Origin of the sequence: Cryobacterium sp. Sr3 (genome assembly GCF_004402835.1) — a bacterium.
In the GTDB taxonomy this organism is placed as follows: Bacteria; Actinomycetota; Actinomycetes; order Actinomycetales; family Microbacteriaceae; genus Cryobacterium; species Cryobacterium sandaracinum.
This window is the reverse complement of sequence record NZ_SOFA01000004.1, coordinates 166,811-192,509: the sequence shown is the minus strand read 5'-3', so window position 1 is coordinate 192,509 and position 25,699 is coordinate 166,811. Positions and strand designations below refer to the sequence as shown.

The 25,699-nt window shown below is 67.9% G+C and carries 20 protein-coding genes; 11 read left to right on the top strand and 9 right to left on the bottom strand.

Annotation, left to right across the window (positions count from 1 at the left end):
- Positions 1–95: 95 nt before the first annotated feature.
- The 4 genes from E3N94_RS01895 (at position 96) to E3N94_RS01880 (ending at position 5,834) form a co-directional block, all read left to right on the top strand.
- Entirely contained in the window at positions 96–1,598 is a 1,503-nt protein-coding gene (locus E3N94_RS01895; RefSeq protein WP_104101447.1) for a DUF3375 domain-containing protein, read from the top strand.
- Positions 1,591–2,292, top strand: a complete 702-nt coding sequence (locus E3N94_RS01890; protein WP_104101444.1) for a DUF4194 domain-containing protein — start codon at positions 1,591–1,593, stop codon at positions 2,290–2,292. Before E3N94_RS01895 ends, E3N94_RS01890 begins: the two co-directional genes overlap by 8 nt.
- On the top strand, positions 2,289–5,204 hold the full coding sequence (locus E3N94_RS01885) for an SbcC/MukB-like Walker B domain-containing protein (protein ID WP_134569671.1): 2,916 nt from the start codon (positions 2,289–2,291) through the stop codon (positions 5,202–5,204). The genes E3N94_RS01890 and E3N94_RS01885 overlap by 4 nt, the downstream gene beginning before the upstream one ends.
- A gap of 72 nt (positions 5,205–5,276) precedes the next feature.
- Entirely contained in the window at positions 5,277–5,834 is a 558-nt protein-coding gene (locus E3N94_RS01880) for a hypothetical protein (protein WP_104101439.1), read from the top strand.
- A gap of 230 nt (positions 5,835–6,064) precedes the next feature.
- Here E3N94_RS01880 and E3N94_RS01870 read toward each other — a convergent pair whose 3' ends face one another.
- From E3N94_RS01870 to E3N94_RS01860, 3 genes are read right to left on the bottom strand one after another with little or no spacing between them, the layout of a single operon-like run.
- On the bottom strand, positions 6,065–6,511 hold the full coding sequence (locus tag E3N94_RS01870; protein WP_134569670.1) for a hypothetical protein: 447 nt from the start codon (positions 6,509–6,511) through the stop codon (positions 6,065–6,067).
- Positions 6,508–6,816, bottom strand: coding sequence for a hypothetical protein (locus tag E3N94_RS01865; protein WP_104101432.1), 309 nt, complete (start codon positions 6,814–6,816; stop codon positions 6,508–6,510). The genes E3N94_RS01870 and E3N94_RS01865 overlap by 4 nt, the downstream gene beginning before the upstream one ends.
- Positions 6,813–7,772, bottom strand: coding sequence for a 1-phosphofructokinase family hexose kinase (locus tag E3N94_RS01860; protein WP_174720206.1), 960 nt, complete (start codon positions 7,770–7,772; stop codon positions 6,813–6,815). Before E3N94_RS01860 ends, E3N94_RS01865 begins: the two co-directional genes overlap by 4 nt.
- A 96-nt stretch (positions 7,773–7,868) precedes the next feature.
- Here E3N94_RS01860 and E3N94_RS01855 point away from each other — a divergent pair, with 96 nt between their 5' ends.
- The 4 genes from E3N94_RS01855 (at position 7,869) to E3N94_RS01840 (ending at position 13,200) form a co-directional block, all read left to right on the top strand.
- Entirely contained in the window at positions 7,869–8,285 is a 417-nt protein-coding gene (locus E3N94_RS01855; RefSeq protein ID WP_104101430.1) for a VOC family protein, read from the top strand.
- A 139-nt stretch (positions 8,286–8,424) separates the two neighbouring features.
- Positions 8,425–9,156, top strand: coding sequence for a glutamine amidotransferase (locus E3N94_RS01850; protein WP_104101427.1), 732 nt, complete (start codon positions 8,425–8,427; stop codon positions 9,154–9,156).
- A gap of 54 nt (positions 9,157–9,210) precedes the next feature.
- Positions 9,211–11,358, top strand: coding sequence for a 4-alpha-glucanotransferase (gene malQ / locus E3N94_RS01845; protein ID WP_134419440.1), 2,148 nt, complete (start codon positions 9,211–9,213; stop codon positions 11,356–11,358).
- Between the two features lie 129 nt (positions 11,359–11,487).
- A complete protein-coding gene (locus E3N94_RS01840) occupies positions 11,488–13,200 on the top strand; it encodes an AMP-binding protein (protein WP_277613279.1) in 1,713 nt (570 codons plus the stop codon).
- A gap of 17 nt (positions 13,201–13,217) precedes the next feature.
- Here the strand turns inward: E3N94_RS01840 and E3N94_RS01835 are convergent, their stop codons facing one another.
- The 4 genes from E3N94_RS01835 to E3N94_RS01820 are packed head-to-tail and all read right to left on the bottom strand — an operon-like array spanning position 13,218 to position 17,118.
- Positions 13,218–14,645, bottom strand: a complete 1,428-nt coding sequence (locus E3N94_RS01835; RefSeq protein WP_134569669.1) for a phosphotransferase — start codon at positions 14,643–14,645, stop codon at positions 13,218–13,220.
- Between the two features lie 4 nt (positions 14,646–14,649).
- Positions 14,650–15,165: a GNAT family N-acetyltransferase gene (locus E3N94_RS01830; RefSeq protein WP_104101418.1), complete on the bottom strand. Its 516-nt coding sequence runs from the start codon at positions 15,163–15,165 to the stop codon at positions 14,650–14,652.
- Positions 15,166–15,190: 25 nt separating this feature from the next.
- The gene (locus tag E3N94_RS01825) at positions 15,191–16,393 is read right to left on the bottom strand and encodes an MFS transporter (RefSeq protein ID WP_134374422.1); all 1,203 of its coding nucleotides are present in this window, start codon (positions 16,391–16,393) and stop codon (positions 15,191–15,193) included.
- A 41-nt stretch (positions 16,394–16,434) separates the two neighbouring features.
- Entirely contained in the window at positions 16,435–17,118 is a 684-nt protein-coding gene (locus E3N94_RS01820) for a GntR family transcriptional regulator (RefSeq protein WP_104101413.1), read from the bottom strand.
- A 226-nt stretch (positions 17,119–17,344) separates the two neighbouring features.
- Between E3N94_RS01820 and pflB the strand changes: the two genes are divergently transcribed.
- The 3 genes from pflB to E3N94_RS01805 all read left to right on the top strand — a co-directional run bounded on the left by pflB (position 17,345) and on the right by E3N94_RS01805 (position 21,487).
- Positions 17,345–19,603 carry a formate C-acetyltransferase gene (gene pflB / locus E3N94_RS01815; protein WP_134342363.1) on the top strand — a complete coding sequence of 753 codons (2,259 nt, stop codon included), beginning with the start codon at positions 17,345–17,347 and terminating at the stop codon, positions 19,601–19,603.
- 40 nt (positions 19,604–19,643) lie between these two features.
- Positions 19,644–20,501 (top strand): pyruvate formate-lyase-activating protein, encoded by an 858-nt coding sequence (gene pflA, locus E3N94_RS01810; RefSeq protein ID WP_104101408.1) that lies wholly within the window; start codon positions 19,644–19,646, stop codon positions 20,499–20,501.
- A gap of 179 nt (positions 20,502–20,680) precedes the next feature.
- Positions 20,681–21,487 carry a transglycosylase domain-containing protein gene (locus E3N94_RS01805; protein WP_166790029.1) on the top strand — a complete coding sequence of 269 codons (807 nt, stop codon included), beginning with the start codon at positions 20,681–20,683 and terminating at the stop codon, positions 21,485–21,487.
- Between the two features lie 114 nt (positions 21,488–21,601).
- Here the strand turns inward: E3N94_RS01805 and E3N94_RS01800 are convergent, their stop codons facing one another.
- Complete coding sequence (locus tag E3N94_RS01800; protein ID WP_104101402.1) at positions 21,602–22,144, bottom strand: heme-binding protein; 543 nt, start codon at positions 22,142–22,144, stop codon at positions 21,602–21,604.
- 21 nt (positions 22,145–22,165) lie between these two features.
- Complete coding sequence (dnaE, locus tag E3N94_RS01795) at positions 22,166–25,570, bottom strand: DNA polymerase III subunit alpha (RefSeq protein WP_134569667.1); 3,405 nt, start codon at positions 25,568–25,570, stop codon at positions 22,166–22,168.
- Positions 25,571–25,699: the final 129 nt, after the last annotated feature.

Below are 25,699 nucleotides of genomic sequence, written 5' to 3'. Positions count from 1 at the left end.
CCTGACAGTCTCACACGCGCCACGAGCGCCTGCCCGCGTGTCGGCCCGCACGCGAGGACCGTTACCCTTGAGGAGGCCCGGGAAGGAACTTCTATATGAGCGAGCTTGCGGGTGAACTGGCGCGGGTGCGCGAAGCCTTCGACAAACCCACCCTGCGCCTGCTGGACCGCAAGTGGGCGCCGTTCGTGCTCTTCGTGTTCAAGTCCTCCTTCAGCCGCGACCGGCGCAGCGTGCGGGCCGATCTGCTGCACATTCAGGTCGACGCCTACCTTGCCGACCTGCGCTCGGTCGGCAGCGATGTGCCGGGCAAGACCGGTCGGGCCCTCTGCGTGCAGTGGATGAACGACCAGTGGCTCTACCGCGAAACGGGGGAGGGCGACGAAGAACACTACTCGCTCACCTCGCACGCACTCGAGGCGCTGCTCCTGGTCGAGAGTCTGTCCCGCGATCGGGCTTTGATCAGCGAATCCCGTCTCACCACGATCGTCGACACGGTGCGTCACCGCGCCACGCAGGCCAACCCTGATCGGGAGGAGCGCATCCGTCGCCTCGACCGGGCGATCGCCGAGAACGCCGCCGAGCGCGACCGCCTCGCAGCCGGCGGCGAGATCGCGCCCGTCTCGAACGAGCAGATGCGTGAGGGCTACGCCGACCTGGTCGACCTGATCGGCCAGCTGCCCAGCGATTTCAAACGCGTCGAGGAATCCGTCGCCGCCATGCACCGGCAGATCGTCAACGATTTCCGCGGTGAGGAACGCCCGATCAGCGAGGTACTCGACGAGTACCTCGCCAAAACGGATGCCCTGATGACCTCGACCCCGGAAGGTCGCGCCTTCGAGGGGGCCTTCACCCTGCTGCGCAACGACGACCTGCTGCGGGAGCTGGGGGACGACCTGGAGACGATCCTGCTGCATCCGTTCGCCCTCGAACTCAGCGCCACCGACCGCCGCAGCTTCATGGGCACCGTGCGCCTGATCCGCAAGGGCATCGACGACGTGCTCACCCAGCGCAACGGGCTGACGACCACCCTGCGCGAGCACATCGTCAACCACGACGTGGTCAAGGACCGCGAACTCGAACGCCTGCTGCGCGAGATCAACAAGGAACTCGCGACCTGGATGCAGACCGCCGGGCCCCGCTCCACGGTCACCGCCGAACTCATGCCGGGAACCCTCGACGCCCCGCACCTCCGCGAACGCTTCTACGACCCGGGCGCCCACCGCGCGCCGCCCGAGCTGCAGGATGTCTCCGACGACGCCCCGCCGCCACCGAGTCTCGACGAGATGCGCACGCAGGGCGGCCCGCTGCTGGGGGAGCTGCGCGACGCGATCGTGACGGCCTTCAACCACGGCGACGCCGCATCCGTCGGTGACGCCTTCAACGATCTCGACGTCACCCTGCGCCGCCCGGTCGAGATTCTGGGGATGCTTCAGATCGCCACCCAGATCGATGCGGTCAGCCGGTCCCAGACGCTCGAACGATTCGAAACCGTGCGACCCGACGGCTCCACCCGCAGCTTCGAGGTGCCCCGAATCATGCTCAGCGACGACGAAACTGCGGCGCTGTCCGCCCTGAACTACGGATCCGACAATGACTGACGAGCCCACCGCCGAGCACCCCGACATCGATATGCCCAGCTTTTCCCTTTTCGAGGGCGACGAGGGCGGACTCACCGTGGAGCAGCGTCGCACCCTGGTGCTGCTGCTGAAGCACCGCTACATCTCCGCCGCGCTGCAGCCGGCCGAATGGCAGACGCTGCTGCGCTCCCAGAGCCTGCTCAAATCGCGCCTGAACGACATGTTCCTCGATCTGCACGTCGACCTGCACTACGAGGTGGCATTCAAACGGCAGGCGGTCGCCGAGGGCGGAGACCGGTTCCCGACCCTGCTGCACGACGTGTCCTACACGCGGGAGGAGACCATTCTGCTCGTGCTGCTGCGGCAGCGGTTCCGCAGCGAGCGTGCCAACGGCCACGACATCGTTATCGTGGACCGCGACAACCTGGTGGAGAACGTCGGCCATTTCCGGCCCGAACACGCCACCGACCGGTGGGGCGACGCCCGAAAGGCCACGGCCGCCGTCGACAGCCTCGCGAAGGCGCGGGTGCTGCTGAAGACCAGCGACCCCGACCGATTCCGCATCTCCGCCGTGATCGAGGTGCTGCTGCCGGTGGAACGGCTGAGCGAACTGCTGGAGTGGCTGGTCACCCAGAACGCTGATCCCGGCCCGGATGCCACCGATCTTGACGATCTGCCTCTCCTGTCCGAAGCCCTGCCGGAGGCCCTGTCATGAACGATTCCCCGCTCTTCTATGTCGACGGCCTCACCGAAGGCACCACGCAGTGGCGCGCCGAGTCGTTCCAGATGGTGAACTGGGGCGGCTTTCAGGGCCACCACGAGGTTGCGTTCGCGCCCAGCGCCACCCTGGTGTCCGGCGCGTCCGGAACCGGCAAGAGCAGCCTGCTCGACGCCTACCTCGCCCTGATGATGCCGTCGGACACCCCCTTCAACGGCGCCTCCAACGACGCCGGCTCCGGGCGGGCGCGCAGCGCCGACCAGCGCAGCCTGATGACCTACCTCAAGGGCAAGACCGACGCCAACCGGGAGGCCGGCACGGGGGAGCTGCAGGACCAGGTGCTCCGCGGTGCCCACGAGTCCACCTGGGGTGCCGTGTCGATGACCTTCATCGACGACAACCAGCGCCGTTTCACAGTGTTACGGGCCTACTTCGTGCCCCGTGGCGCCACCCGGTTCGCCGACATCACCATGAAGATGGCCACGATCGACGGATACCTCGACCTGCGCGACCTGGCCGACGTGACCGAGTCCCGGTTCGACAAGCGCGCCCTCAAATCCCGGTTCCCCGAACTGGATGTCTTCGACACCTATGCGGCGTTCGCCCAGACCCTGTACACCCGCCTGGGCATCGGCGCCAACGGCGAGGGCGGCAAGGCGCTCAGGCTGCTCGCACGCATCCAGGCCGGCCAGCAGGTCAAGACGGTCGACGGGCTCTACAAGTCGATGGTGCTTGAGGAACCGTCCACCTACGGGGCCGCCGACAAGGCCGTTGCCCACTTCGAAGACCTCGAACGGTCCTACGGCGCCATGGTCGCCGAGGCGCAGAAGGCCAAGGTGCTGGAACGCCTGCCCGTCCTGCACCGCGTCTACGAGACGGCGACCGATAAGGCCGACCTGATCGACACCTTCGGCGTGCACCGCTCCGGCGACACGCCGTTCGTGCTGTGGCAGCTCCGCACGGAGCAGAGCCTGCTCGAGGAAGCCGCCGACGTCAACCGGGTGCAGCGGCGCGACACCCAGCTTCGCTCCACGACGGCCCGGGATGCCGAGACCGCGTTGAAAGCGCGTGTCGCCGACCTGCAGCGCCAGCAGCGTGACAACGGCGGCGACGTGCTCGTCAGCCTGCAGAACGAGCTTGGCCAGCTCACCGACAAACGCGACGACGTGGCCGCCGAGCGCTCCAAGTTCGACGAGCGCATCCGGCCTCTCGGCCTCTCCATCGACTCCGGCGACGACTTCGATCGGGCCCGCGCCGCGGCCGACGGGTTCCTGTCCGGCTTTCCCACTGCCGAAATCGACCTCGAGAACAAGAGAAGCGCGCTGCAACGCACGGCCTATCCGGTCGAGGAGAACCTCCGCACCCTGGGGCAGGAGCACCAGTTCCTGTCCGGGCGGGCGAGTCTGGTTCCCCAGCACCTGCACAGCGCACGCCTGCTGATCGCCGAGGCGTCGGGCATCCCCGCCGAGGAGCTGGCCCGCCTGCGGCTTGAGGCCGACAGCCTGGCGCGTGAAGCCTTTGCGCACGGGGCGAGCCTCGCCGACCTCCGGGCCCGCAGGGGCGCACACCAGTTCGTCGTCGACGCGGCCTGGCCGGCCATCGACGTGCAAGCCGCGGATGTCCGCATCACTGACAAGCGGGCCGAGCGCGAGCGCGTGCTCGCCGACAGTGACGTGCTGCGCGCCCTGAAAGACGAGGAAGAGCGTCTGGCCGCCGAACTGGAAACAGCCCAGAAGCTGAAGCACGCCACGGAGGTTGCCCTGCAGGCCCTCGTCGCCGAGCAGGGCCGCTTCGTGGACCGGCAGGATGCGGTGAGCAGCCGCCTCGACCGCATCGACGGTGACCCGGAAGCCGCGCTGTCCCTGTCGGAGGAGCACGCCACCCACCTCGACGCCCAGTTCGCGGCTGTCGCCGACCAGCACGACCTCGACGCGTTCGACGGGGCCATCAGGCGGCTGCGCGAGCGCCTCACCGAGCAGTCCAGTCAGGACCGGGACAGCGCCGCGGGCGCCCGCAACACCCTGATCGGCATCTTCGAGACCTTTCAGAGCCGCTGGCCCGACCCGAACATCGGCGTCTCGCTCGATTCCTACCCGAGCTACCGGGACATCCTTGACGCCGTCTACACACTCGGCTTGCACGATCGGCGCCAGGAGTGGAAGCGCCGCCTCGCGCTCTGGAGCGGCCAGGACCTGGTTCCCCTGGTCGGGGCATTCACCTCCTCCATCGAGGAAATCGAAGATCGTCTCCGTCCCATCAACGAGATCCTCACCACACTGCCGTTCGGAGCCGGGCGCGACCGACTCAAGATCGCGTTGCGTCGCCTCCACCGCGATGACGCCACCGCGTTTCGCACGGAACTCAAGGTGCTGTCCTCCGGATCCACGGATGCCTTCACCGACGAGCAGACCGAAAGCCGGTTCACCCGGTTACAGGCGTTCATGAACCTGATCCGCAAGTCCGCCGACGGTCCGCGCCAGGAATCCCAGCGCGATCTGCTGCTCGACGTGCGCCGGCACGTGGAGATCACCGCCGTGCGCACCACCCCGGAGGGCGTGGAAGTCAGCACCTACTCGTCGCTCGGCGGCAAGAGCGGTGGCGAGTCCCAGGAACTGGTGGCGTTCGTCGTGGGAGCCGCCCTGCGGTTCCAGCTCGGCGACGAGAGTCGCACCCGCCCGCGTTTCGCGCCGGTCTTCCTCGATGAGGGCTTCGTGAAATCGGACTCCGAGTTCGCCGGCCGTGCCGTGTCGGCGTGGAAGGGGTTGGGCTTCCAGCTCATCATCGGTTCCCCGCTCGACAAGGTCACCGCGCTTGAGCCGCACATGGAGCTGGTGCTCTCGATGACCAAGAACAACAGCACCGGGTTCTCCTACATCACGCCGCTCTCGTCGCCGGTGCGCTCGCATTAAGCTCCGCGCAGGACCCTACCGCGACAGGGGGAGCCCTGATTTCGGCAGGCCTGCACAGTAAGATTTTGTAGCGTGGCCGCAATTAAGGTGATCGTCGACGAGGGGCTCAAGATCGCGCTTTCCGCCGTCCGAATGGCGGTGAAGAACGACATCATCGTGGGCGCTCTCGGTGATCACGCCGACTACGATCCGGAACGCTACGCGGCGACCGCCCGGCACGAGCTGCACCTGCTCACCCGGCAGAACGAGCAGTACGCCCGCCGGGTCAAGGACCTGCGCACAGAGCTGACCAGGTCACGGTGGACCTCCGATCTCACGGAAGACCAGCACCACGACATCATTCAGCTCAAACTGCGCCGACGCGTGCATGAGAAGCTCGCCGAGGCCCTCGAGGCCGTGGCCGCCGACGACGACAAGGTCGCGCGTCTCGTGCGGCGGGCCCAGCGGGCCGCCAGCGACGAGGTCAGTGACGCGGTGTCGTCACGCCTGATCAGGCTGAACATCGACTGGCATGACCCCGATTACGAGGCCCGGCGGGAGGCCCGCACCGAGGTGTTTCTGCACATCGACCTCGCCCTTTTGAAGCTCAAGCACGACGCCGCGACCGACCTGTCCGCCAGCGACTACTGACTCCGGACTCAGTTGCGGGTGAAGAGCCGCGCGAAGAAGCCGGGGGTCGGGGCGTCTTTCTCGTGTCCGCGGCACCGCTGTGCACTCGGAACGCCTCGCATCACCTGGTCGACGTGCTGGCCGCACCCGGCCCAGGTCGTTTTTCCACACTTCTTACACGTAACTTGACGGCACATCCGTTGAACCCTTTCGTTGAACTCGTCCGCCCAATATACCCCATGGGGTATCACTTATGCTGCACGGCGTGCCCGCCAGGCGCGCCACGCACCGGTCGACCACAGCGCCCACGCCACGAGCACCGGCTGGAAGAGCAGGCGGATGCCACGGGACAGGTCCGAATCCAGGCCGAACGAATCGGTGGCCGTGACGAACTGGGAGATGTTGCCGGGGAAGATTGCCAGGAAGAACAGGGCCACGACCCAACCCACCTGCACCTTGCGCCTGGCCAGCAGCAGCAGCGACAGGCCCAGAGCGATCTCGACCAGGCCCGACGCAACCACGACGAAATCTCCCTCGAGCGGCAACCAGGTGGGCACCTGGGCGAGGAACGCCTCACGGTTCCAGGCGAGGTGGCTGATCCCGGCGAAGAGCAGGAATGCCCCCAGAGCCAATCGGCCGATCAAGCGGGGGATCGAGGTGCGGGGGGTACGGGTGCCGGTGGCAGCGTCAGCGGTCATGAATCGACTTTAGCCGCGATCTCGGCGTCCGTTCGGGCGTTGAAGATACCCCACATGATGTGCGTCGGGCCGCTGCCGTCCCTGCCGGGCGCCGCCGCGCGGCTGATCCAACGCTCGGCGGCCGCGGTGGCGCCGAGCGCGGTCAGAGACGGCGCGATCCGGGTCTTGCGAATCTTGCCGGCCATCACGCCGCCGTCCGGCGCAAGCCTCCAGCCGCGGCTGGAGGCGAGCACCTGCCCCACCTCTTCGTCGGTGAGCCACCGGGAAAAGCTACGGCTGGGCGGGTCAATGTCGGTGAGCTTCACGTTAGTGCCACCAGTTCGGCCTCCAGGCGTTCCACATCGACCCGGTGGCAGAGTTCCGTGGCCGGTGTCATCGCGGTGGCGCTGCCGGCGGCGACGGCGGCCCGGAACGCCCGGTCCACCGGGAACCCCTGCGCGATCCGCAGCACGAACGCACCGAGAAAGCTGTCGCCGGCCCCGACGGTGCTCTGCACCGTGACCTGCGGCACCCCCAGACGGATGATCCCGCTCGCCGAGGCGAGCACGGCTCCCGCTCCGCCGAGCGTCAGCGCGACGACTTCCGCGGACCCGCGGGCGACGAGCTCGGCGGCCGCGTCGATCTTGCTCTGTTCGGTGTCGAGGGTTGCGCCGACGAGCTCTCCCAGCTCACGCCCGCTCGGTTTGACCAGGTAGACCCCCTCGTCGAGCGCGGCCGCGAGAGCGGGACCGGACGTGTCCACGATGCAGCGGGCGTCGTGCCCGTGCGCCAGACGGGTGACCCGGGCGTAGAAATCATCCGGGACTCCCGGCGGCAGGCTGCCGCTGGCGACCACATAGCCGCCGACCGGAATCGACTCTCCGACGACCGCGAGACAGGCCCGCCACTCGGTTTCACTGAGCTCGGGGCCTTCCAGCACGAAACGGAACTGCTTGCCGGTGCCAGTCTCGTCGACGGTGAAGCTCTCGCGGGTGCTGCCATGGATCGGCACCGCGATGGTCGGGATGCGTTCGGCTTCGATCAGCCGGCGGAAGGCCTCCCCGGTAGGGCCGCCCGCGGTGTACACGGCCAGGGCCTGCCCGCCGAGACGTTGCACTACCCGAGCCACGTTCACGCCGCCGCCGCCCGGGTCGAGGCGGGACCGGCCGCAGCGCATCTTGTGCTCGCTGACCACGTGCTCGGTTGACGTGCTCACGTCGAGAGCGGGGTTGATGGTGAGGGTGAGAATCGGCCGCAGCAGGGCGGCCCTGGGGGAGTCCATGGTTCCAGCGTAGGAGACTTCCCCGCACGCCTCGTGCTGGCGCGGGGTTGAGCCGATAATCGGAGCATTCGCCCCATGACAGAAAGAGGCTCCACCATGACGACCCAACTCAATCCCTACCTGGGGTTCCGGGATACGACCCGGGAAGCGATGGAGTTCTACCGGACGGTGTTCGGCGGCGAGCTGACGCTGAGCACGTTCGCCGAGTTCGAGGCGAGCGACGACAAGGCTGAGCAGGACAAGATTATGCACGCCATGCTGACCACCGACGACGGCCTGGTGCTGATGGCTTCCGACACTCCGAACCGGATGGAGTACCGTCCGGGCACCAACTATTCCGTGTCGCTCAGCGGCGACGACGAACCGGTGCTGCGCGGCTACTGGGACAAGCTCGCGGCCGGGGGCACCGTCGTCATGCCGCTCGAGCCGTCGCCGTGGGGCGACAGCTTCGGCATGTGCGTCGATAGATTCGGCGTGAGCTGGATGGTCAACATCGCCGGCGCACCCGCATAGGTCGGTGGTGGGGGGTTCGCATTCGACGCCGCGCAGATGCAGCAGCTCCTGGTGCAGGGGGAGACCAGGTCTTCGACGCGCTCACAGCCAGGTCGAAGCCGGAGCCGCGTCTACCGAGGCCCGCCACTACGATGATGCTGTGAAGCCCTTCCTGCTGCTCGCCACCCGTTCTGAGGACGAAGCCGCCGATGACGAGTACGCCGGCTTCCTCGCGGCCGGCGATCTGGAACCCGACCAGCTCCACCGGGTGCGGCTCGAGGCTGCGCCGATGCCGCCGATCGACCTGAACGGATACTCGGGCATCATCGTGGGCGGCAGCCCCTTCAACGCGAGCGATTCCGCCGAGATCAAGTCGTCCGTGCAACGCCGCGTCGAGGCCGAGTTGGCCGCCCTCCTCGACCAGGTGCTGGCCCGGGACTTCCCCTTCCTCGGTGCCTGCTACGGTGTCGGACTGCTCACCAGCCATCTGAGCGGCAGGCTGGACCGCACCTGGTCCGAGGAGGCCGGGCCGACCTGGATCTCCCTCACCGAGGCAGGCGCAGCCGACCAGCTGTTCGCCGCGCTCGTGCCCACCTTCCAGGCTTTCGTCGGGCACAAGGAGGCCTGTTCAGAGCTGCCGCCCGGCGCCGTCCTGCTGGCGACCGGGCAGAACTGTCCCGTGCAGGCGTTCCGGGTCGGCAACAACGTCTACGCGACGCAATTCCATCCGGAACTGACCAATGCCGGCATCCTGACCCGCATCCGCATCTACCGCGAGTCCGGCTACTTCGATCCCGACGCCCTGGACGACGTCATCGCGGCGATCGACGCATCCATCGTCACCGAGCCGGCCAAGCTGATGAAGGCCTTCGTCTCGCGCTTCGGCAGGTAGAGCCGGCGGGGTCCGGCGCGGGTCCGGAACCGGTCCCGGATCTAGAGTGGTCCCATGGAACTCGAACCAACCGACCGTTCTGCGGCGGCGCTGCTGGAACTGGCACGATCACTCGGGGTTGACACCTCTTTCACCGGCTGGGACGGTGCTTCACGGGCGGTCGACTTCGGCACCCTGCGTAAGGTCCTGGGTGCCCTCGGCGTTCCCGCCGGCACGCCTGCCGAGGTTGATGCGGCCCTGACCGAGCAGAGCCTCGCGCCCTGGCGCCGGCTCCTGCCTCCCGTCGTGGTGCTCCGCGCGGGCGGCGAGGCCGAGGTGCCCGTGCACGCCGGCGCAGGTTCGACGGCCCTCGTCTGGATCGTCGCCGAGGACGGCACCCGGCACGAGGTGTTGCAGACCGGGCTCTGGGAGAAACCCCGCACCGTCGACGGTCGGCCGACGAGCCGGGCGATGTTCCAAATTCCGGCCGGCCTGCCTCTGGGCTGGCATACCCTGCACGCAGAGAGCGGAGACCACACGGCGCGCTGCGGCCTCGTCGTGACCCCGCCCCGGCTCGAGACCACCCGCAACCTGGCCGGGCATCGCGACTGGGGTCTGATGGCCCAGCTCTACTCGGCGCGCTCCTCCCGGAGCTGGGGGATCGGCGACTTCGCCGACCTTGCCGACCTGGCCGCCATCTCCGGCTCCCAATACGGAGCCGACTTCGTCCTGGTCAATCCGCTGCACGCGTCCGAGCCCGCCCCGCCGGTCGAGCCCTCCCCCTACCTGCCGTCGAGCCGGCGCTTTTTCCACCCGCTGTACATTCGGGTCGAGGACGTGCCCGAATACGCCTACCTCGCCCCGGCGGCACGAGCCGTTGTCGAGTCCCTCGCTGACCGGCAGCACTCGGCCAACCTGGAGGCGGACCACCTCGACCGCGACTGCGCCTATGCCGCCAAACTGACCGCGCTGGAAGCCGTGCACAAGGTGCGGCCGAGCCCCTCCCGTGCCCACCGGTTCGAGGAATTCTGCGCCGAGCAGGGTCAGGGTCTGGTCGACTTCGCGCTCTGGTGCGCCCTGGCCGAGTTGTTCCCGGCGGATGCGCCGGAATGGTCGATCGAGCCGCGCGGCCCCCGCGGTCCCTTCGCCGCCGAGCACCGGAAGCAGCTCGCGGACCGCATAGAATTCCACAGCTGGCTCCAGTGGCTCTGCGACCAGCAGTTGGAGACCGCTCAACGCGCGGCGACGGATGCCGGGATGGCCATCGGCATCGTGCACGACCTCGCGGTCGGGGTGCAGTTCACCGGGTCCGACGCCTGGACCCTGCAGGGCGTTCTCGCCCCGGGCATGACCGTGGGCGCCCCGCCGGACATGTTCAACCAGCAGGGCCAGAACTGGTCGCAGCCGCCGTGGCACCCCGGCCGGCTGGCCGAGTCGGGCTACGTCGCCTACCGGGACATGCTCCGCAGCATCCTGCACCACGCCGGCGGCATCCGGGTGGACCACATTCTGGGTCTGTTCCGCCTGTGGTGGATCCCGGTCGGCGCCGGACCGGGAGAGGGCACCTACGTGCACTACGACCACGAGGCACTCATCGGCATCCTGGCCCTCGAGGCCCAGCGCGCCGGCGCCGTGGTGATCGGCGAAGACCTCGGCGTCTTCGAGCCCTGGGTGCGCGACTACCTCGCCGAACGCGGCATCTTCGGAACCTCGATCCTCTGGTTCGAACGAGACAACGGCGTGCCGCTGGCCCCCGAACGGTACCGCCAGGCCTGCCTGACCAGTGTGAACACCCACGATCTGCCTCCGACGGCCGGCTATCTCGCCGGCGACCACGTGGCCCTGCGCGAATCGCTCGGTCTGCTCGGGCGATCGGTCGAGGAAGAGCGCACCGCGGACCTTGCCGAGCAGTCCGCCATGCTGGCCGCGCTTCGCGAACGCGGCCTGCTGCCGCCGCTCGGCACCGAGCCAGCCCCGACCGTGCAGGAGACGGTTGAGGCGCTCTACGCGTACACCGCACTGACGCCCTCGTCGCTCCTTGGCGTGGCTCTGGTGGATGCGGTCGGCGAGCGCCGGACCCAGAACCAGCCCGGGACCTCGAACGAGTACCCGAACTGGCGCATCCCGCTGGCCGGCCCCGACGGAAAGTCCGTGCTCATCGACGACCTGCCCGGCAACGCCCGCTTCGCCGCCCTGGTGGACGCGATCCGCGCCACTCCCTGAAGCGCTTCATCACGCCGAGGAAGATCTTCGCGCTGTCGGCCCGAACGGCGCCGAGCTGCGGAACCTGCGGGACCTGCCGGCCCCGCGGCCGGGTGTCGTATTCCGTTTTGGGCATTTGAACCGAGGAAGATGGGACGGATGACCACCCCCCAGAGCACCACCGCCCTTCGAGGCGCGCGCGACCACCTTCTGCAGCTGCGAGACGATCATGCGCGCGCCCAGGCCGAGTTCGAGTGGCCGGATGTGGGGGCGAACTTCAACTGGGCCGTCGACTGGTTCGACGTCATCGCCGCTGGCAACGACAAGACCGCCCTGTGGATCGTGGAGGAAGATGGCCGCGAACTGACGGTGACCTTCAGTGAGATGTCGGCGCGCTCCGACCAGGTGGCCACCTGGCTGATCTCCCGGGGCGTCGGGCACGGCGACCACGTCATGCTGATGCTGGGCAACCAGGTCGAGCTCTGGGAGCTGATGCTCGCCATCATGAAAGTGGGCGCGGTCATCCTGCCCACGTCCACGGTGCTTGCGACCGGCGACCTGGCCGACCGGGTTCTGCGCGGCGGTGTGCAGCACGTCATCGCCAACGCCGGCGACGCCGCCAAGTTCGACGCGGTGCCCGGCGACTTCTCGCGCGTCTGCGTCGGTGCGGCCACCCCCGGCTGGGCCGACTACGCGGATGCCGCGCTCGTCGCGGCCGAGAAGCCCGCCGTGGTCGTGTCCTCCGACGACGCGTCCCTGATCTACTTCACCTCGGGCACCACCAGCAAGCCGAAGATGGTGGTGCACACCCAGACGTCCTATCCCGTGGGGCACCTGACCACCATGTACTGGATCGGACTCCGCCCGGACGACGTGCACCTGGCCATCAGCTCGCCCGGCTGGGGCAAGCACGCCTGGAGCAGCTTCTTCGCCCCGTGGATCGCCGAGGCCACCGTCTTCGTCTACAACTACGCCCGGTTCGACCCGTTCGCCCTCGCCGACCAGCTGCACCGCGCGAAAGTGACCACCTTCTGCGCCCCGCCGACCGTGTGGCGCATGCTGATCCAATCCGACGTCGGCGCCAAGCCGGTAGGCCTGCGCGAGATCATCTCGGCCGGCGAGCCGCTCAACCCGGAGGTCATCCACCAGATCCAGCGTTCCTGGGGACTCACCATCCGGGATGGCTACGGCCAGACCGAGACCACGGCGATCGTGGGCAACGCCCCGGGTTCCGCACTTCTGGCCGGTTCGATGGGGATGCCCCTGCCGGGCGTCGCGATCACGCTGCTCGATCCCATCACCGGTGAGGAGAGCGACGAGGGCGAGATCTGCCTCGACCTGTCCCGCACCGCGGTCAACCTGATGGCCGGCTACCACGGGGATCCCGAACGCACGCGGGAGGCCGTGCGGGACGGTTACTTCCACACCGGTGATGTCGCCAGCCGCGACGCCGAAGGCTACATCACGTTCATCGGCCGCACCGACGACATCTTCAAGTCCTCCGACTACAAGGTCTCCCCGTTCGAGGTCGAGAGCGTGCTGCTGGAGCACCCGGCCGTGGCCGAGGCGGCCGTCGTGCCCGCGCCCGACGACACCCGGCTGAACATCGCCAAGGCCTACATCGCCCTGGCGGCGGGCTGGGAGTCCAACGGCGAAACGGCGCTCTCGGTGCTGCGCCACGCCCGCACCGGTCTGCCCCCGTACATGCGGGTGCGGCGGGTCGAGTTCTACGAGCTGCCCAAGACCAGTTCCGGCAAGATCCGCCGGGTGGAACTGCGCATGCGCGAGGATGCCGCGGCCGCCGAGAACACCCGGCTCCCCGGTGAGTGGCGCGACGACCAATTCCCCGAGCTCAAGCGCTGACCGGCCGTTCCGGCCGCTCACGGCAATCCGGCGGAGACCTCCAGGACGAGGCCGCGGATGGCCGCGAGCGGGATCGGCAGCCAGGAGGGTCGGTTGCGGGTCTCGTAGACGGCCTCGTAGAGGGCCTTGTCCAGCTGGAACGCGTCGAGCAGGGGCTCCTGACCGGCCAGGCTCTGGCCGGATCGCAGCGTGTAGCCGTCGAGGAAGGCGTGCTGGCACGCCGCGGCCCACGCTTCGGCCGACGCCGTCTGGTCGCCGGGCGAGGACCGCTCCACCGTGCCGGCCACATAGGAGAAGGACCGCAGCATCCCGGCGATGTCCTTCAACGGCACATCCGGCTGGGTGCGATCGTCGAGGGGGCGCAGCGGTTCGCCCTCGAAATCCACCAGCACCCAGCCGCGGCCGGGGACCTCGAGGGCCTGGCCGAGGTGGAAATCGCCGTGGATGCGCTGCAGCCGGGGCCAGCAAGCCCTCTCCGCCCGCTCGAAGATCGCCTCGACGGCCGTATCGTAGCCGGTCAGGGCGGGCACCTCGGCGGCGGCGCTGCGATAGCGCTCGCGCATCCGGCCGAGTTCGGCGGCGATGACCGCGGGGGTGGCGTCGTGAGTGGGCATCACGGCGGCCAGGTCGGCGTGCACGGCTGCCGTCGCCACGCCCAGCGCCCGCGCCTGTTCGCTAAAGTCCTCCCCGGCCCCGGCCGAGGCCAGGGCGGCCCGCCAGGCATCCGGGGCGCCCGGCAGGAACTCCTGGGCGAAGACGAGATGGCCCGTGAGGGTGACCCGCGGTTGCTCCGGCTCGGTCCACTCGCCGACCACGCAGCCCACCGGTTCCGGCACGAAGTGTGAGCCGGCCCGGGCCAGGGCCGATTGCACGGACACGTCCGGATTCTCGCCGGGATGCAGCATCCGGAACACCTTGCAGATGACGGGACGAGCCGGGCGCCCGGCGGCGTCGACGCAGTCCAGGATGATCGAGGTGTTCGACTGTTCTCCGCGCAGCAGACGGCCGGCGACAACCCGGGCCGGCCGTTCGGCGGGATCTGCGCTCGAGTGGAGTTCGCCGCGAGCCCGCGCGCCGAGGTTTTCGGGCTCAGGTGAGGAGGCCTGGCGCAGGATGAAACCCAGCAGAGCGCGCCCGTAGGCCGGGTCGGCGGTGCCGTCGTAGACCGCGCTGCCGTCGGCGAGGGTGACGATGAGGCCCTGCCCGCCTGCGGGGAGGGGAGTGGTCCGCTGGGTCAGGGGCAACTGGTAGAGGGTGCGGGTCGGGGCTGCGGCATCGAAGACGAGCTCAGTGCGGATGTCCACCTCGGCTTCCTCGCTCGGAAGCACCCAGCGCCCGATGCTGACCAGTCTCGGCACACGGCCCTTGTCGGCGAACCATCGCTGCGTCGCCACCCAGTGGTTGAGGTAATCCGGAAGTGGGATTGCGCGACCGTCGACAGTCATGGCCTCAGCGTACGCCCGCGCCGACGGGAGCCGACAGCAGGGACACCACGACGGTGCCACCCTTCGTCGACTGCTCGCCGATCGGCTCGAAGCCGAGCCGGGAGTGGAACGCCAGCGACCGAGGGTTCGGAGGTGCGATGTTCACTTCGCAGAAGACCTGGCCGACCTCGGCCGCGCGGGCCGCCGCGAAAATCGCGGTGTAGAGCAGGGCGCCGAGACCCTGGTTGCGGGCCTGGTCCGACACCACGATGCGGTCCACGTAGAGGAAGGACTCCGACCGGGCGGAGAACCATCGGTAGTTCTCGCTCGCGTAGTCGGCGTCGACCCCGAACAGCACGGCGAAGCCGAGCACCTCTCCCGGCGCGTCGTCGTGCACGACCGCGAGGGCGTGGCTGCTGGCCGCGAGCAGGGCGGAGAGGCTCGCCTCGTCATGGGCGTTGACGGCAGGCACAGCGGCGTTGTTGAGTCCGAGCACCGGTGCGGCGTCGGCGGGAAGGAGATGGCGGAGCGAATAGGGCATGGGATGACGATAATCCAGGTGCCGCCTACTCGGTGACGCGCCGGCGCATCCCGTTCGCCACCAGGGCCAGGCAGAGCGCGCAGACCACGAACAGAATGCTCAGAAGCACCGGGTAACCGGCCACGGCGTTGAGCCAGGCGAAGGCGACCGGCAGCAGGAAGCCGATGTAGGTGAGGCTGTAGTAGACCCCGGTGATGCCCGCCAGGTCGGCCGCCGTGGAGATCTTCTGGATCTCCACGAGCCCGGCCACGATGCTCACACCGTAGGCGGCGCCGAGCACGACGGCCGTGAGGAACGCGAGCACCGGGGACAGCACGATCGCCGTGGCCACGCTGAGACCCACTCCCAGCAGCATCACGGACATCCCGACCATGAGTGCACGCCCATCGGTGACCCGGTTGATCCGAGCCACCTGCGGTTGCACGAGCGCGCCGGTGCCGAGGGTCACAACCGTGAGCAGGGTCGCGTAGGCGAGGTTGAGGCTGCCGAGTTGGTCCTGGACCAGAGTGGGCATGATCGCGTAGGCGATGCCGGCGGCGCCGAAGACCCAGGGAGCTGACGGAATGATCACGCGCACGAAGCGGCGGTGTCCGGCCAGCGGAACCGCCAGGTCCTGCCAGAAGGGCCGGTGTGCCCGGTAGCGCGGCACGGTCTCCGGGGCCCTCAGCAGGCGGGGGAGCACAAGCAGGCTGAGCACGATGTGCACGACATAAGGGGAGAGGGTCGGCATCGGCCCCCACTGCGCGAGCACTCCGGCCACCCCGGCCCCGAGCCCGAACCCGACCGTGAGGGTGAGTGAAGGCCGCCGTGCCCCTGCCGTGCGGCCGGCCTGGTTGTCGAACGGCGGGCTGGACAGTTCCTTGAGCCACGCGGTTCCCACCGCCATCGCCACGGCGACGCTCAGCCCCGCCAGCAGGCGCCCGGCGGAGAGCATGATCCCGCTTGAGAATCCCAGACCCAGCAGGATGCTGGCGAGAATTCCCAGGACGACGCCTGCCAGGGTCAAGGGTTTGCGCCCGTAGCGGTCCGAGAGTGCGCCGGCGAGCAGCAGCCCGGGGACCAGGCCCACCACGTAGAAGCCGAGGAAGAGGTCGGTCATGACGACGGAATAGTGGCCGAGCGATTCGTACATGTGCAGGAGGGGCGTGAAGTGGTTCCCACCCCAAGCCATGACGAACAGGGCAGGAGCGGCGAGCTGCCAGGCGGGAACGGTACGGCGGAAAGTCATGGGTCTTTTCTGAAAAGCAGGTGCGGGAAGGTGGGGGACGGTCAGGGCGCCAGCTGCGCGTGATGACCGTCTTCGACGTGCTGGCGCAGTGCGACCTCGTAGGCGAGGGTGTCGCCGCCGCGCAGGTGGTGGGCAAGGATTCGGTGTTCGGCCACCAGACGGTCGAGGTTGCGCGGGTCGCGCAGGGCTGCCCGGTGCACGAGGCGCTCAAGCCTGGGGCCGAGCCGGGTGTAGATCCCGTCGATGACCCGGTTATGCGTCTCGTCGACGATGCGGGCATGGAACCGGTGGTCGGCCCGGGCGAACGTGAGCAGGTCGCCGGCCAGGGCGGCGTCGGACTGGACCCGAATAAGGTCCTGCAACTCGGCGTCGACGCCCGGGATGTCGTCCGGCCGCTCGCTGAGCAGGGTCACCGCCGTGTTCTCCAGCATGACGCGCACCTGTAGCAGCTCGGCCGTCTCCGTGTCGCCCAGGGCTGTGACGACCGCGCCCTTCTTGGGGAAGAGCGTCAGGAGCCCGTGAGCCTGGAGTTCGAGGAAGGCCTCCCGCACGGGGGTGCGGCTGGTGGAGAGGGCCTCGGCAATTTCGCCCTCGGTGATCAGCGAGCTTGCGGCCAAGGTGCCGGAGATGATGGCGTCGGCGACGGTCGTGTAGATCCGGTCGACGGCGGAGGGGGCCGCGGCGGGGGGCCTGGCGGCTCCGCGGGACATCGGGAGGAAGCTCATGCCTCAACCTTAGTCACACATGCACCTATCTATAAATGCATCAATGGATGCAATCTCATAAATTTCGCGTTCGGGTGGGTCTGACGGGAGTAGTGTTGGGAAAGAGGGCAAGTCACACGGTGCATCGTTGCATTAGCCGGAGCCTCGTGGTCCTGCTCTCTCGGCCCGACTGCGGGAGAGACACTTTCGCGGAGGGTGTCTCGATCCCACGAGGAGAGCAATCTACATGACAATCACTGAAGGTGTTCGCAGCGGAACGGATGATGCCGGTCGGACTGACTTCGCCTCCGGCCCCTGGCAGGATTCGATCGATCTGCGCGACTTCATCCAGCGCAATTACACCCCCTACCTGGGTGACTCGAGCTTCCTTGTCGGAGCGACCGCACGCACCACGGGGATCTGGGCCAAGCTGTCCGAGATGTTCCCCGAGGAACGCCGTAAAGGCGTCTACGACGTCGACGCCACCACGCCGTCGTCCATTACGGCCCACGCTCCGGGCTACATCGACCAGGCAAACGAGGTAATCGTCGGACTGCAGACGGATGCTCCGCTCAAGCGTGCCATTATGCCTTTCGGCGGGTGGCGCATGGTTGCCACCTCGCTCGAGACCTACGGCTACCCCGTGTCTCCCGAACTTGAAAAAGTCTTCACCGATTACCGCAAGACCCACAACACCGCCGTCTTCGACGTCTACCCTCCCGGGGTCCGTCGTGCACGAAACAGCCACCTGATCACCGGACTGCCCGACGCCTACGGCCGCGGCCGTATCATCGGCGACTACCGCCGTGTCGCCCTCTACGGCGTCGATGCCCTCATCTCGGGCAAGAAGAACGACCGCGCCGAGCTCGACATGGAGCCCTCGACCGAGGACATCATTCGCGCCCGCGAGGAAAACTCGGAGCAGATCCGGGCCCTCAAGGAACTCATCCAGATGGCGGCCTCCTACGGCTCCGACATCTCCAAGCCGGCCACCACCGCGCGCGAAGCCGTGCAATGGCTCTACTTCGCCTACCTCGGCGCCGTCAAGGAACAAAACGGTGCTGCAATGTCGTTCGGCCGCAACGCGGCCTTCCTCGACACCTACATCGAGCGCGAACTCGTCGCCGGCACCCTGACCGAAGAGGGCGCCCAGGAGCTGATCGACGACCTCGTCATCAAGCTGCGCATCGTGCGCTTCCTGCGCACCCCCGAATACGACGAGATCTTCGCCGGCGACCCGACCTGGGTCACCGAGTCGCTCGCCGGCATCGGTGAAGACGGCCGCCCGCTCGTCACCAAGACCACGTTCCGTTTCCTGCAGACGCTCTACAACATCGGCGCAGCGCCCGAGCCGAACCTCACCGTTCTCTGGAGCGACGCCCTGCCCGAGGGCTTCAAGCGTTTCTGTGCGCAGGTGTCGATCGACACCTCGGCCATCCAGTTCGAGTCCGACGAGATCATCCGCGCCGAGATGGGTGACGACGCCGCGATCGCCTGCTGCGTCTCTCCCATGCGCGTCGGCAAGCAGATGCAGTTCTTCGGTGCACGCGTCAACGCCGTCAAGGCGCTGCTGTACTCGATCAACGGTGGAAAAGACGAGGTGTCCGGCAAGCAGGTTGCCCCGGCCACCACGCCGAACGCCGACGAGGTGCTTTCCTACGACACCGTCTTCCCGGCCTACCTGGAAACGCTCGAGTGGCTCGCCGAGACCTACGTCACGGCTTTGAACTGTATTCACTACATGCACGACAAGTATGCCTACGAGCGTCTCGAAATGGCGCTGCACGACAAGGAGATCATCCGCACGATGGCTTGCGGAATCGCCGGCCTGAGTGTGGTCGCCGACTCCCTGTCGGCCATCAAGTACGCCACGGTCCGCCCGGTGCGCGACGAGACCGGCCTGGTCGTCGACTACACGATCGAGGGCGAGTTCCCCCAGTTCGGCAACGATGACGACCGCGTCGACACCATCGCCGTCGACGTGATGGAGCGGTTCATGAAAATGATCCGCAAGCACCCGACCTACCGCGACGCCATCCACACCCAGTCGATCCTGACGATCACGTCCAACGTGGTCTACGGCAAGGCCACCGGCAACACGCCGGATGGTCGCCGCAAGGGCGAGTCGTTCGCTCCGGGTGCCAACCCGATGAACGGCCGCGACACCCACGGGATGCTCGCGTCGGCGCTCAGCGTCGCCAAGCTCCCCTACAGTGAAGCGCAGGACGGCATCTCGCTGACCAACACGGTGGTTCCCAGTGGTCTCGGCCACACCAAGGAAGAGCAGATCACCAGCCTGGTCGGCCTCATCGACGCGTTCACGTCGGCAACCGGTTACCACATCAACGTGAACGTGCTCAACCGCGACACTCTCGAAGACGCCATGGCGCACCCGGAGAACTACCCGCAGCTGACGATTCGCGTGTCCGGCTACGCGGTGAACTTCGTCCGCCTGACCCGCGAGCAGCAGATGGATGTCATCAGCCGCACGTTCCACTCGCACTGATCACTGATATCAACGCGGCGACGCTGAGTAGGACGAGACAATGCCAGCAGTAAACCTCGGTCTGCCCAGCGCCGGCGCGGCGATCGCCCTGGTGGACGGTTCATCCGTGAGCAGTGAACAAGCCGAACTGGCTGAACTCCACCACCTCGAAATGGAGGCGATTCACAACGGATCGGTCGCCAGCGTCCACTCGTGGGAACTGGTCACCGCCGTCGACGGTCCCGGCACGCGAATGACACTCTTCCTTTCCGGGTGTCTGCTGCGCTGCCAGTACTGCCACAACCCGGACACCTGGAAGATGAAGGATGGGTTGCTCACCACGCTGGACGACCTCGTCGCCAGGGTCAAGCGCTATAAGGGCGTCTTCGACTCGACCGGCGGAGGGCTGACCATCTCCGGTGGCGAACCGCTCATGCAGCCTGCCTTTGTGACTCGACTCTTCGAGGAGTGCCACAAGCTCGGCGTGCACACCACCCTCGACACCTCCGGGTTCCTGGGCAAGAGCGCGTCGGACACGCTGCTGGACAACCTCGACCTCGTGCTGCTCGACGTCAAGTCCGGCATCCCCGAGACGTATAAAGAGGTGACCGGCCGAGACCTCGCTCCGACGATCGCATTCGGTGACCGCCTGAGCGAGCGGAACATTCCCGTCTGGGCGCGTTTCGTTCTCGTCCCGGGTCTGACCGACGCCGTCGACAACGTCGACGCCGTCGCCGAGATCGTGTCGCGCTGGCCGAACGTGCAGCGCGTCGAGGTTCTGCCCTTCCACCAGATGGGGGAGGACAAATGGGACCGGCTGAACATTCCATACCCGCTGCACGGCTCTCATCCTCCGGATGAGGCACTGCTGGTGCGGGTGAGGGCCCAGTTCGAGGCGCGGGGCTTGACGGTCTTCTAGACGCGAATCACACTCGAACCAGACGAGGCGTGGCATCTCTAGCGGTGCCACGCCTTTTCTGCGCAGTAAGCCAGAGGATGCCTCCTGCCAACCGCAGAAAAGCCGGAGTGGTTCGACTACTCGGCATTTGCTGGCTCGGTGGCGGACTCGCATTTCTGCTCATCGGAGGGCCGGGCCTCGTGGTTTCGATCACCGTGTTCGAGAGTCTGCCGGGCTACCCGGACATAGAACCGCTCTCCCAGAAGAGCAACACCTACGCCGCCCAGAACGACGGCACGTCCGTGCTGCTGGCCTCTTTCTACGATCAGAACCGCATCGAGGTCGACTGGGACGAGATCAGCCCCTACGCCCGAGATACCGTCATCGCCGCCACCCCCGCCCGCGAGATCAAGAAAATGCGCCTCACAATCGTGGCGGAGAAGAAATTCCCCCAGAACGACATCCTGCGCCAGTACCTCAACATCACCGGTTTCGGCGGCACCGTCTACGGCAACGAGGCCGCGGCGAACTACTACTTCGGCACGACGGCCGCAGAGCTCACCCTGCCGCAGGCCGCAAACCTGGTGGAGATCGTGGACAACCCGGCCAAGTTCCGCCTCGACAATCCCGGCAGTGAGACCAACGGCTACGCAGTCAACAAGGCACGCCGGGACTACATCCCGCGCGAGATGGTCGAGCAGGTGAAGATCACCGCAGCGGAATTCCAGGCTGCCGTGGCCACACCGGTTCAACCGGCCATCCAGGGCACGTTCAACGACAGTTGTCGGGGCCGCAGAACTATGATCTTCAGAACCGAAACCCGAGAAACGACGCCGGGGAGAGCGGCGGAAACTCCAGCGCGCTCGAGTCCACCCTCGGCTCGATCAATACGGGTTTCATCGGGATGGCGAAGAAACTGGACCTGTGCGGCATCCTTCAGACGGCCGCGGCTTTCGGAGTGCATCGCGCCGACGGCAGCCCGCTCGTGCAGACCGCGGCGGCCGTGATCGGAACGAATGAGGTGGCTCCGCTGACCATGGCCGGTGCCTTCGCGGGCATGGTCTACGCGACGCGTCGGGTGATGACCGACAACACGGCAGCTCGACGGACAATTCCGACGACTAGGAGATTCCGGAACCGGAACCGGAACCGGTGACGGTGACGGCGATGAGCGCTTCGTTGTGCCTGAGGAAGCCCGGCTTCCAGGGTGGGTCGAAGCGGGCGAAATAGGGTCGGCCTGCGAGCAGGAGACCCTCGCGGCTCACCGCGTCGACGAGGAGGGTGCCGTTCTGCGCGAACCTTTCCTCGCTCCAGCCGCCGTTGAAGCGGCGGGCGGCGACCGTGCGCTCGGGGACCTCCTTCGTGCTGACCTGCGCGTCGCGGGGCACGGGCACCTCCGCGGGCGGCATCCCGTCGGGGAGGACGAAGCTGACGGTGTGGCTCTGCGGGGTCGTGGTCTCCTGGATCACGGGCGCGGTCATCGCGAGGCGTGTCGAGGTCTGGTTGTTGCCGCTGATGTATTGGAAGAGCGGCCCGAAGCCGCGGTTGCCGGCCGCGGAGAAGTCCCCGGCCACCTCCACCTGCACCAGCACGGTGCGGGGATAGTGACGCAGTTCGAAGTCGGCGTACTGACGAAGCACGTCGTAGCGCTGTTTCTCGGTCATGGACACCAGTGTAAGCGCGGGTCAGGCGGTGCGTCGGGGCCATAGATGGTGCACATTCGTGGTCGCCATGGCCGCCAGGTCCTCGGCCAGTTCGTCGGCCAGGTCGTGGGCGCGGTCGGCGTTCCGGGCGGCCGCCTCGCCCGCGTGACGCAGCTTGACCCGGCGGGCGACATCCGTGAGATCCCACAGGTTCTCGCCCGTGACGGAGACGCCCTTCGCGCCGGACCGACGGGTGCGGCCGCGCACCAGCAGTTGGCCGGTGTGGAACACCGGGCCGCCGATGCGCTCCTGGGCGTCGTGGAAGAACACGACGTTCGAGACCGGTCCGGTGCCGTCGTCGAGGCTGACGAAGACCACCCGGCGCCCGTTTCGCATCGGCGGCGTGTTCGTGGCTCGGCGCACCCCGGCCAGGAGCACCTCGGTGCCGCCGGGCAGGTTGATCAGCTCGGAGGCCGGCGTAACGCCCAGCTCCGTGAACAGCGGGTAGAACCGGGCCATCTGGTGCCCGGACACCGCCAGGCCCAGATCCCTGAGTTCGAGGTCGGTCTGGCTGCGGCCGCGCAGCTCGAGCGAGGTCACCGCGTTGAACCGGGACCCCTCGTATTCGAGCACCGGCAGAGGCACGTCGAAGGCGAGCTGGTCGTCGTGGATGGTGACCGCTGTGCCGCGGAGAGACTGGATGTGGGCGAGCAGCTCGTGCCGACGGGTGCGGTCGTACCCGATGAAGCTGTCGAGCGCTCCCACCCGGGCGAGCGCCTCGAACGTGCTGCGCCGCGGGCGCACCCGGTCCCGGAAGTCCTGCAGCGAGGTGAACGGCTGGTGGCGCACGATGCGGGCGCGTTCGGCGGCCGTGCAGCCGGAGAGTTCCGGCAGGGCGAGACGGATGCCGCGCCGGCCGCCGTCGGACTGCTCGCCGTCGATCTGCTCCACCCGGTAGTCGAGGGCGCTGTGTTGCACGTCCAGGCCCAGTACCGGCACGCCGAGCAGCCGAGCCTCGGCCACGATCAGGTCTTTCGGCCACATACCGGGGGCGTGGGTGAGGAGTCCGGCCAGGAACACCGCGGGGTGGTGGGTCTTGAGCCAGGCGGACTGGTAGGTGGGCAGGGCGAACGCCGCCCCGTGCGCCTTGGCGAAACCGAAACTACCGAACCCGGCGAGCACCCTCCAGGCGCGGTCGATCACGGCGGGGGTGAACCCGCGCTCGAGGGCACGCATCCGCACGTACTCCTCGATCCGGGCAAGCTGCTCCGGTTTGCCAAGGTGGCGGCGGAAGACATCCGCTCGGCCGAGCCCGCAGCCGGTGAGTTCGTCGAACAGTCGCATCACCTGCTCGTGGAAGATCACCACACCCTGGGTCTCCCGGAGGAACGGCTCGAACCGAGGGTGGATGTAGTCGGGCATCACCTCCCCATGCCGGGCCTGAAGGTATTTCAGGGGCATGTTGTTCTGCATCGGCCCGGGCCGGAACAGGGAGATCTCCACGGTGAGGTCGTTGAACACCTCGGGCTGCAGCTTGCCGACCAGCTCCATCTGGCCGGGAGATTCGATCTGGAAGATGCCGAGGGTGCGAGTGGAGCGGATCAGTTCGAAGGTGTCCGGGTCGTTCAGTGGGATTCGGTCGAGGTCAATGGTCTCGCCCGACAATCGGTGATGTTCCTCGACGGCGTGGGCCATGGCCGACTGCATGCGCACACCGAGGATGTCCAGCTTGATCAGGCCCATCGGGTCCATGTCGTGCTTGTCGAACTGGGACATGGGCAGCCCCATGCCGGACGCCTGCACCGGGGTGCGGTCGAGCAGGGAGGCGTCGGAGAGGATGACGCCGCAGGGGTGCACGGAGATGTGCCGGGGAAGCCGGTCGAGTTTGGCGGTCAGGTCGACCAGCAGGTCGAGCTGCGAGGAGGCGCGCACCTCGGCGGCCAACGGCTCGAGCTCGGGCTTCTCGGCCAGGGCGCGGCGGAAGTCGTGCGCGTTGAAGCGCCACATCTGCTTGGCCACCGCGGCCACCTGCTCGTGATTCATGCCGAGGGCCAGGCCGGCGTCGCGCACGGCCCCGCGGCCGCGGTAGGCGTTCGTCATGGACATCAGCGACACCCGATCGCTGCCGAAGGTGTCGAAGAGCGTGCGATAGACGTCGTGCCTTCTGGCGGACTCGACGTCGAGGTCGATGTCGGGCAGGGTCTGCCGCTCGGGGGAGAGGAATCGCTCCCAGAGCAGCCCGTTGGAGATGGGCTCGACGGAGGAGGTGTGCAGGGCGTAGTTGAGCACCGAGCCCACCCCGGACCCGCGCGCCTGGATGCGGATGCCCATCTCCCGGATGATGTCCGCCACCCGGGCGACGGTGAGGAAGTAGCCGGCGAAACCGAGGTGCTCCACCGTCTTCAGCTCATGCACGAGACGTGCGTGCGCAGCATCCGCCAGCGACCGGCCCGCCGGCGACGTGACGGGGTAGCGGTCGTCGATGCCGGCCCGGGCCCGGGCGTGCAGCTCGGTCAGCGGGTCGCCGCTGACGCCGATGATGCGTGCCTCCGGCATGCGCGGGCGACCCAGGCCGATGTCGGAGTCCGGGTCGAGGCTGCACCGCTCGGCAAGCTGCTCGGTGTCGCGGAACAGTCGGTCGACGGCGCCGTCGTCGTGCAGCCCGGCGTCGACGACCATGCGCGCCACCTGCCTCATGGCGACTTCGGGTTTCAGCCAGGCCTGGCCGTTGGTCTGCAGCTGCTCCAGGTTCGCCAGCGCCGTCAGGGTGCGGGCCGCGTCGGCCAGGTCGGCGGTGACGGCCTCGTCGGGGGTGCCGTAGCGCACGGCGTTGGTGAGCACGGCGGGCAGCGCGGCGTGCTCGAAGAGGGCGAGCATGCGGGTGGCCGGCGTCACGCTGCCGGGAGTCCCCGGCGCCGCCAGATGGCAGACGATTTCACCCACCACCGACTGCGGCGGCAGGGCGCGCAGCCACGCGGTGAGGCAGGCGCCGGCCGCGTCGGTGTCGCGGCGCTCGACCGATTGGCCCACATCGGAGGTAGGGCCGAGCAGCACGGTGAGGCAGCGCAGTCCGGCCAGCTCGGCGAGGTGCGAGCGGGCGATGCTGGGGCGCCCCGACGCGCTGTGCGCGGCGCTGTTGTGGGCGGCGCTGACCGCGCGGCAGAGGGCCGCATAGCCACGACCGTTCATATCACCATGGGCGAGCACCACGATCCGGCCCAACGGATGCCCGTCGTCGTCGTGCACCGCGAGGTCGGCGCCCAGCCCCGGCCGGATACCCGCGGCCGCGCAGGCGCGCACGTGCTTGACCGCGCCGTAGAGACCGTCCCGGTCGGTGAGGGCCAGGAAGGAGCCGTTCTGCGCCTGCGTCTGCTCCACCAGCGCCTGGGGGAGTGTGACCCCGAAGTGCGTGGAGTAGGCGCTCGCGACGTGGAGGTGTGCGAACATGTGTGTACTCCTCTGGCGGGCAGGTCGACGGGTGATAGATAGAACGAATGTTCGATGTAGGGAGTGTACGTCACACGGCCGACACGCGCTACCGGCAGTCTGGCGAGGCAGTCTGGCTAGGCTTGGTGG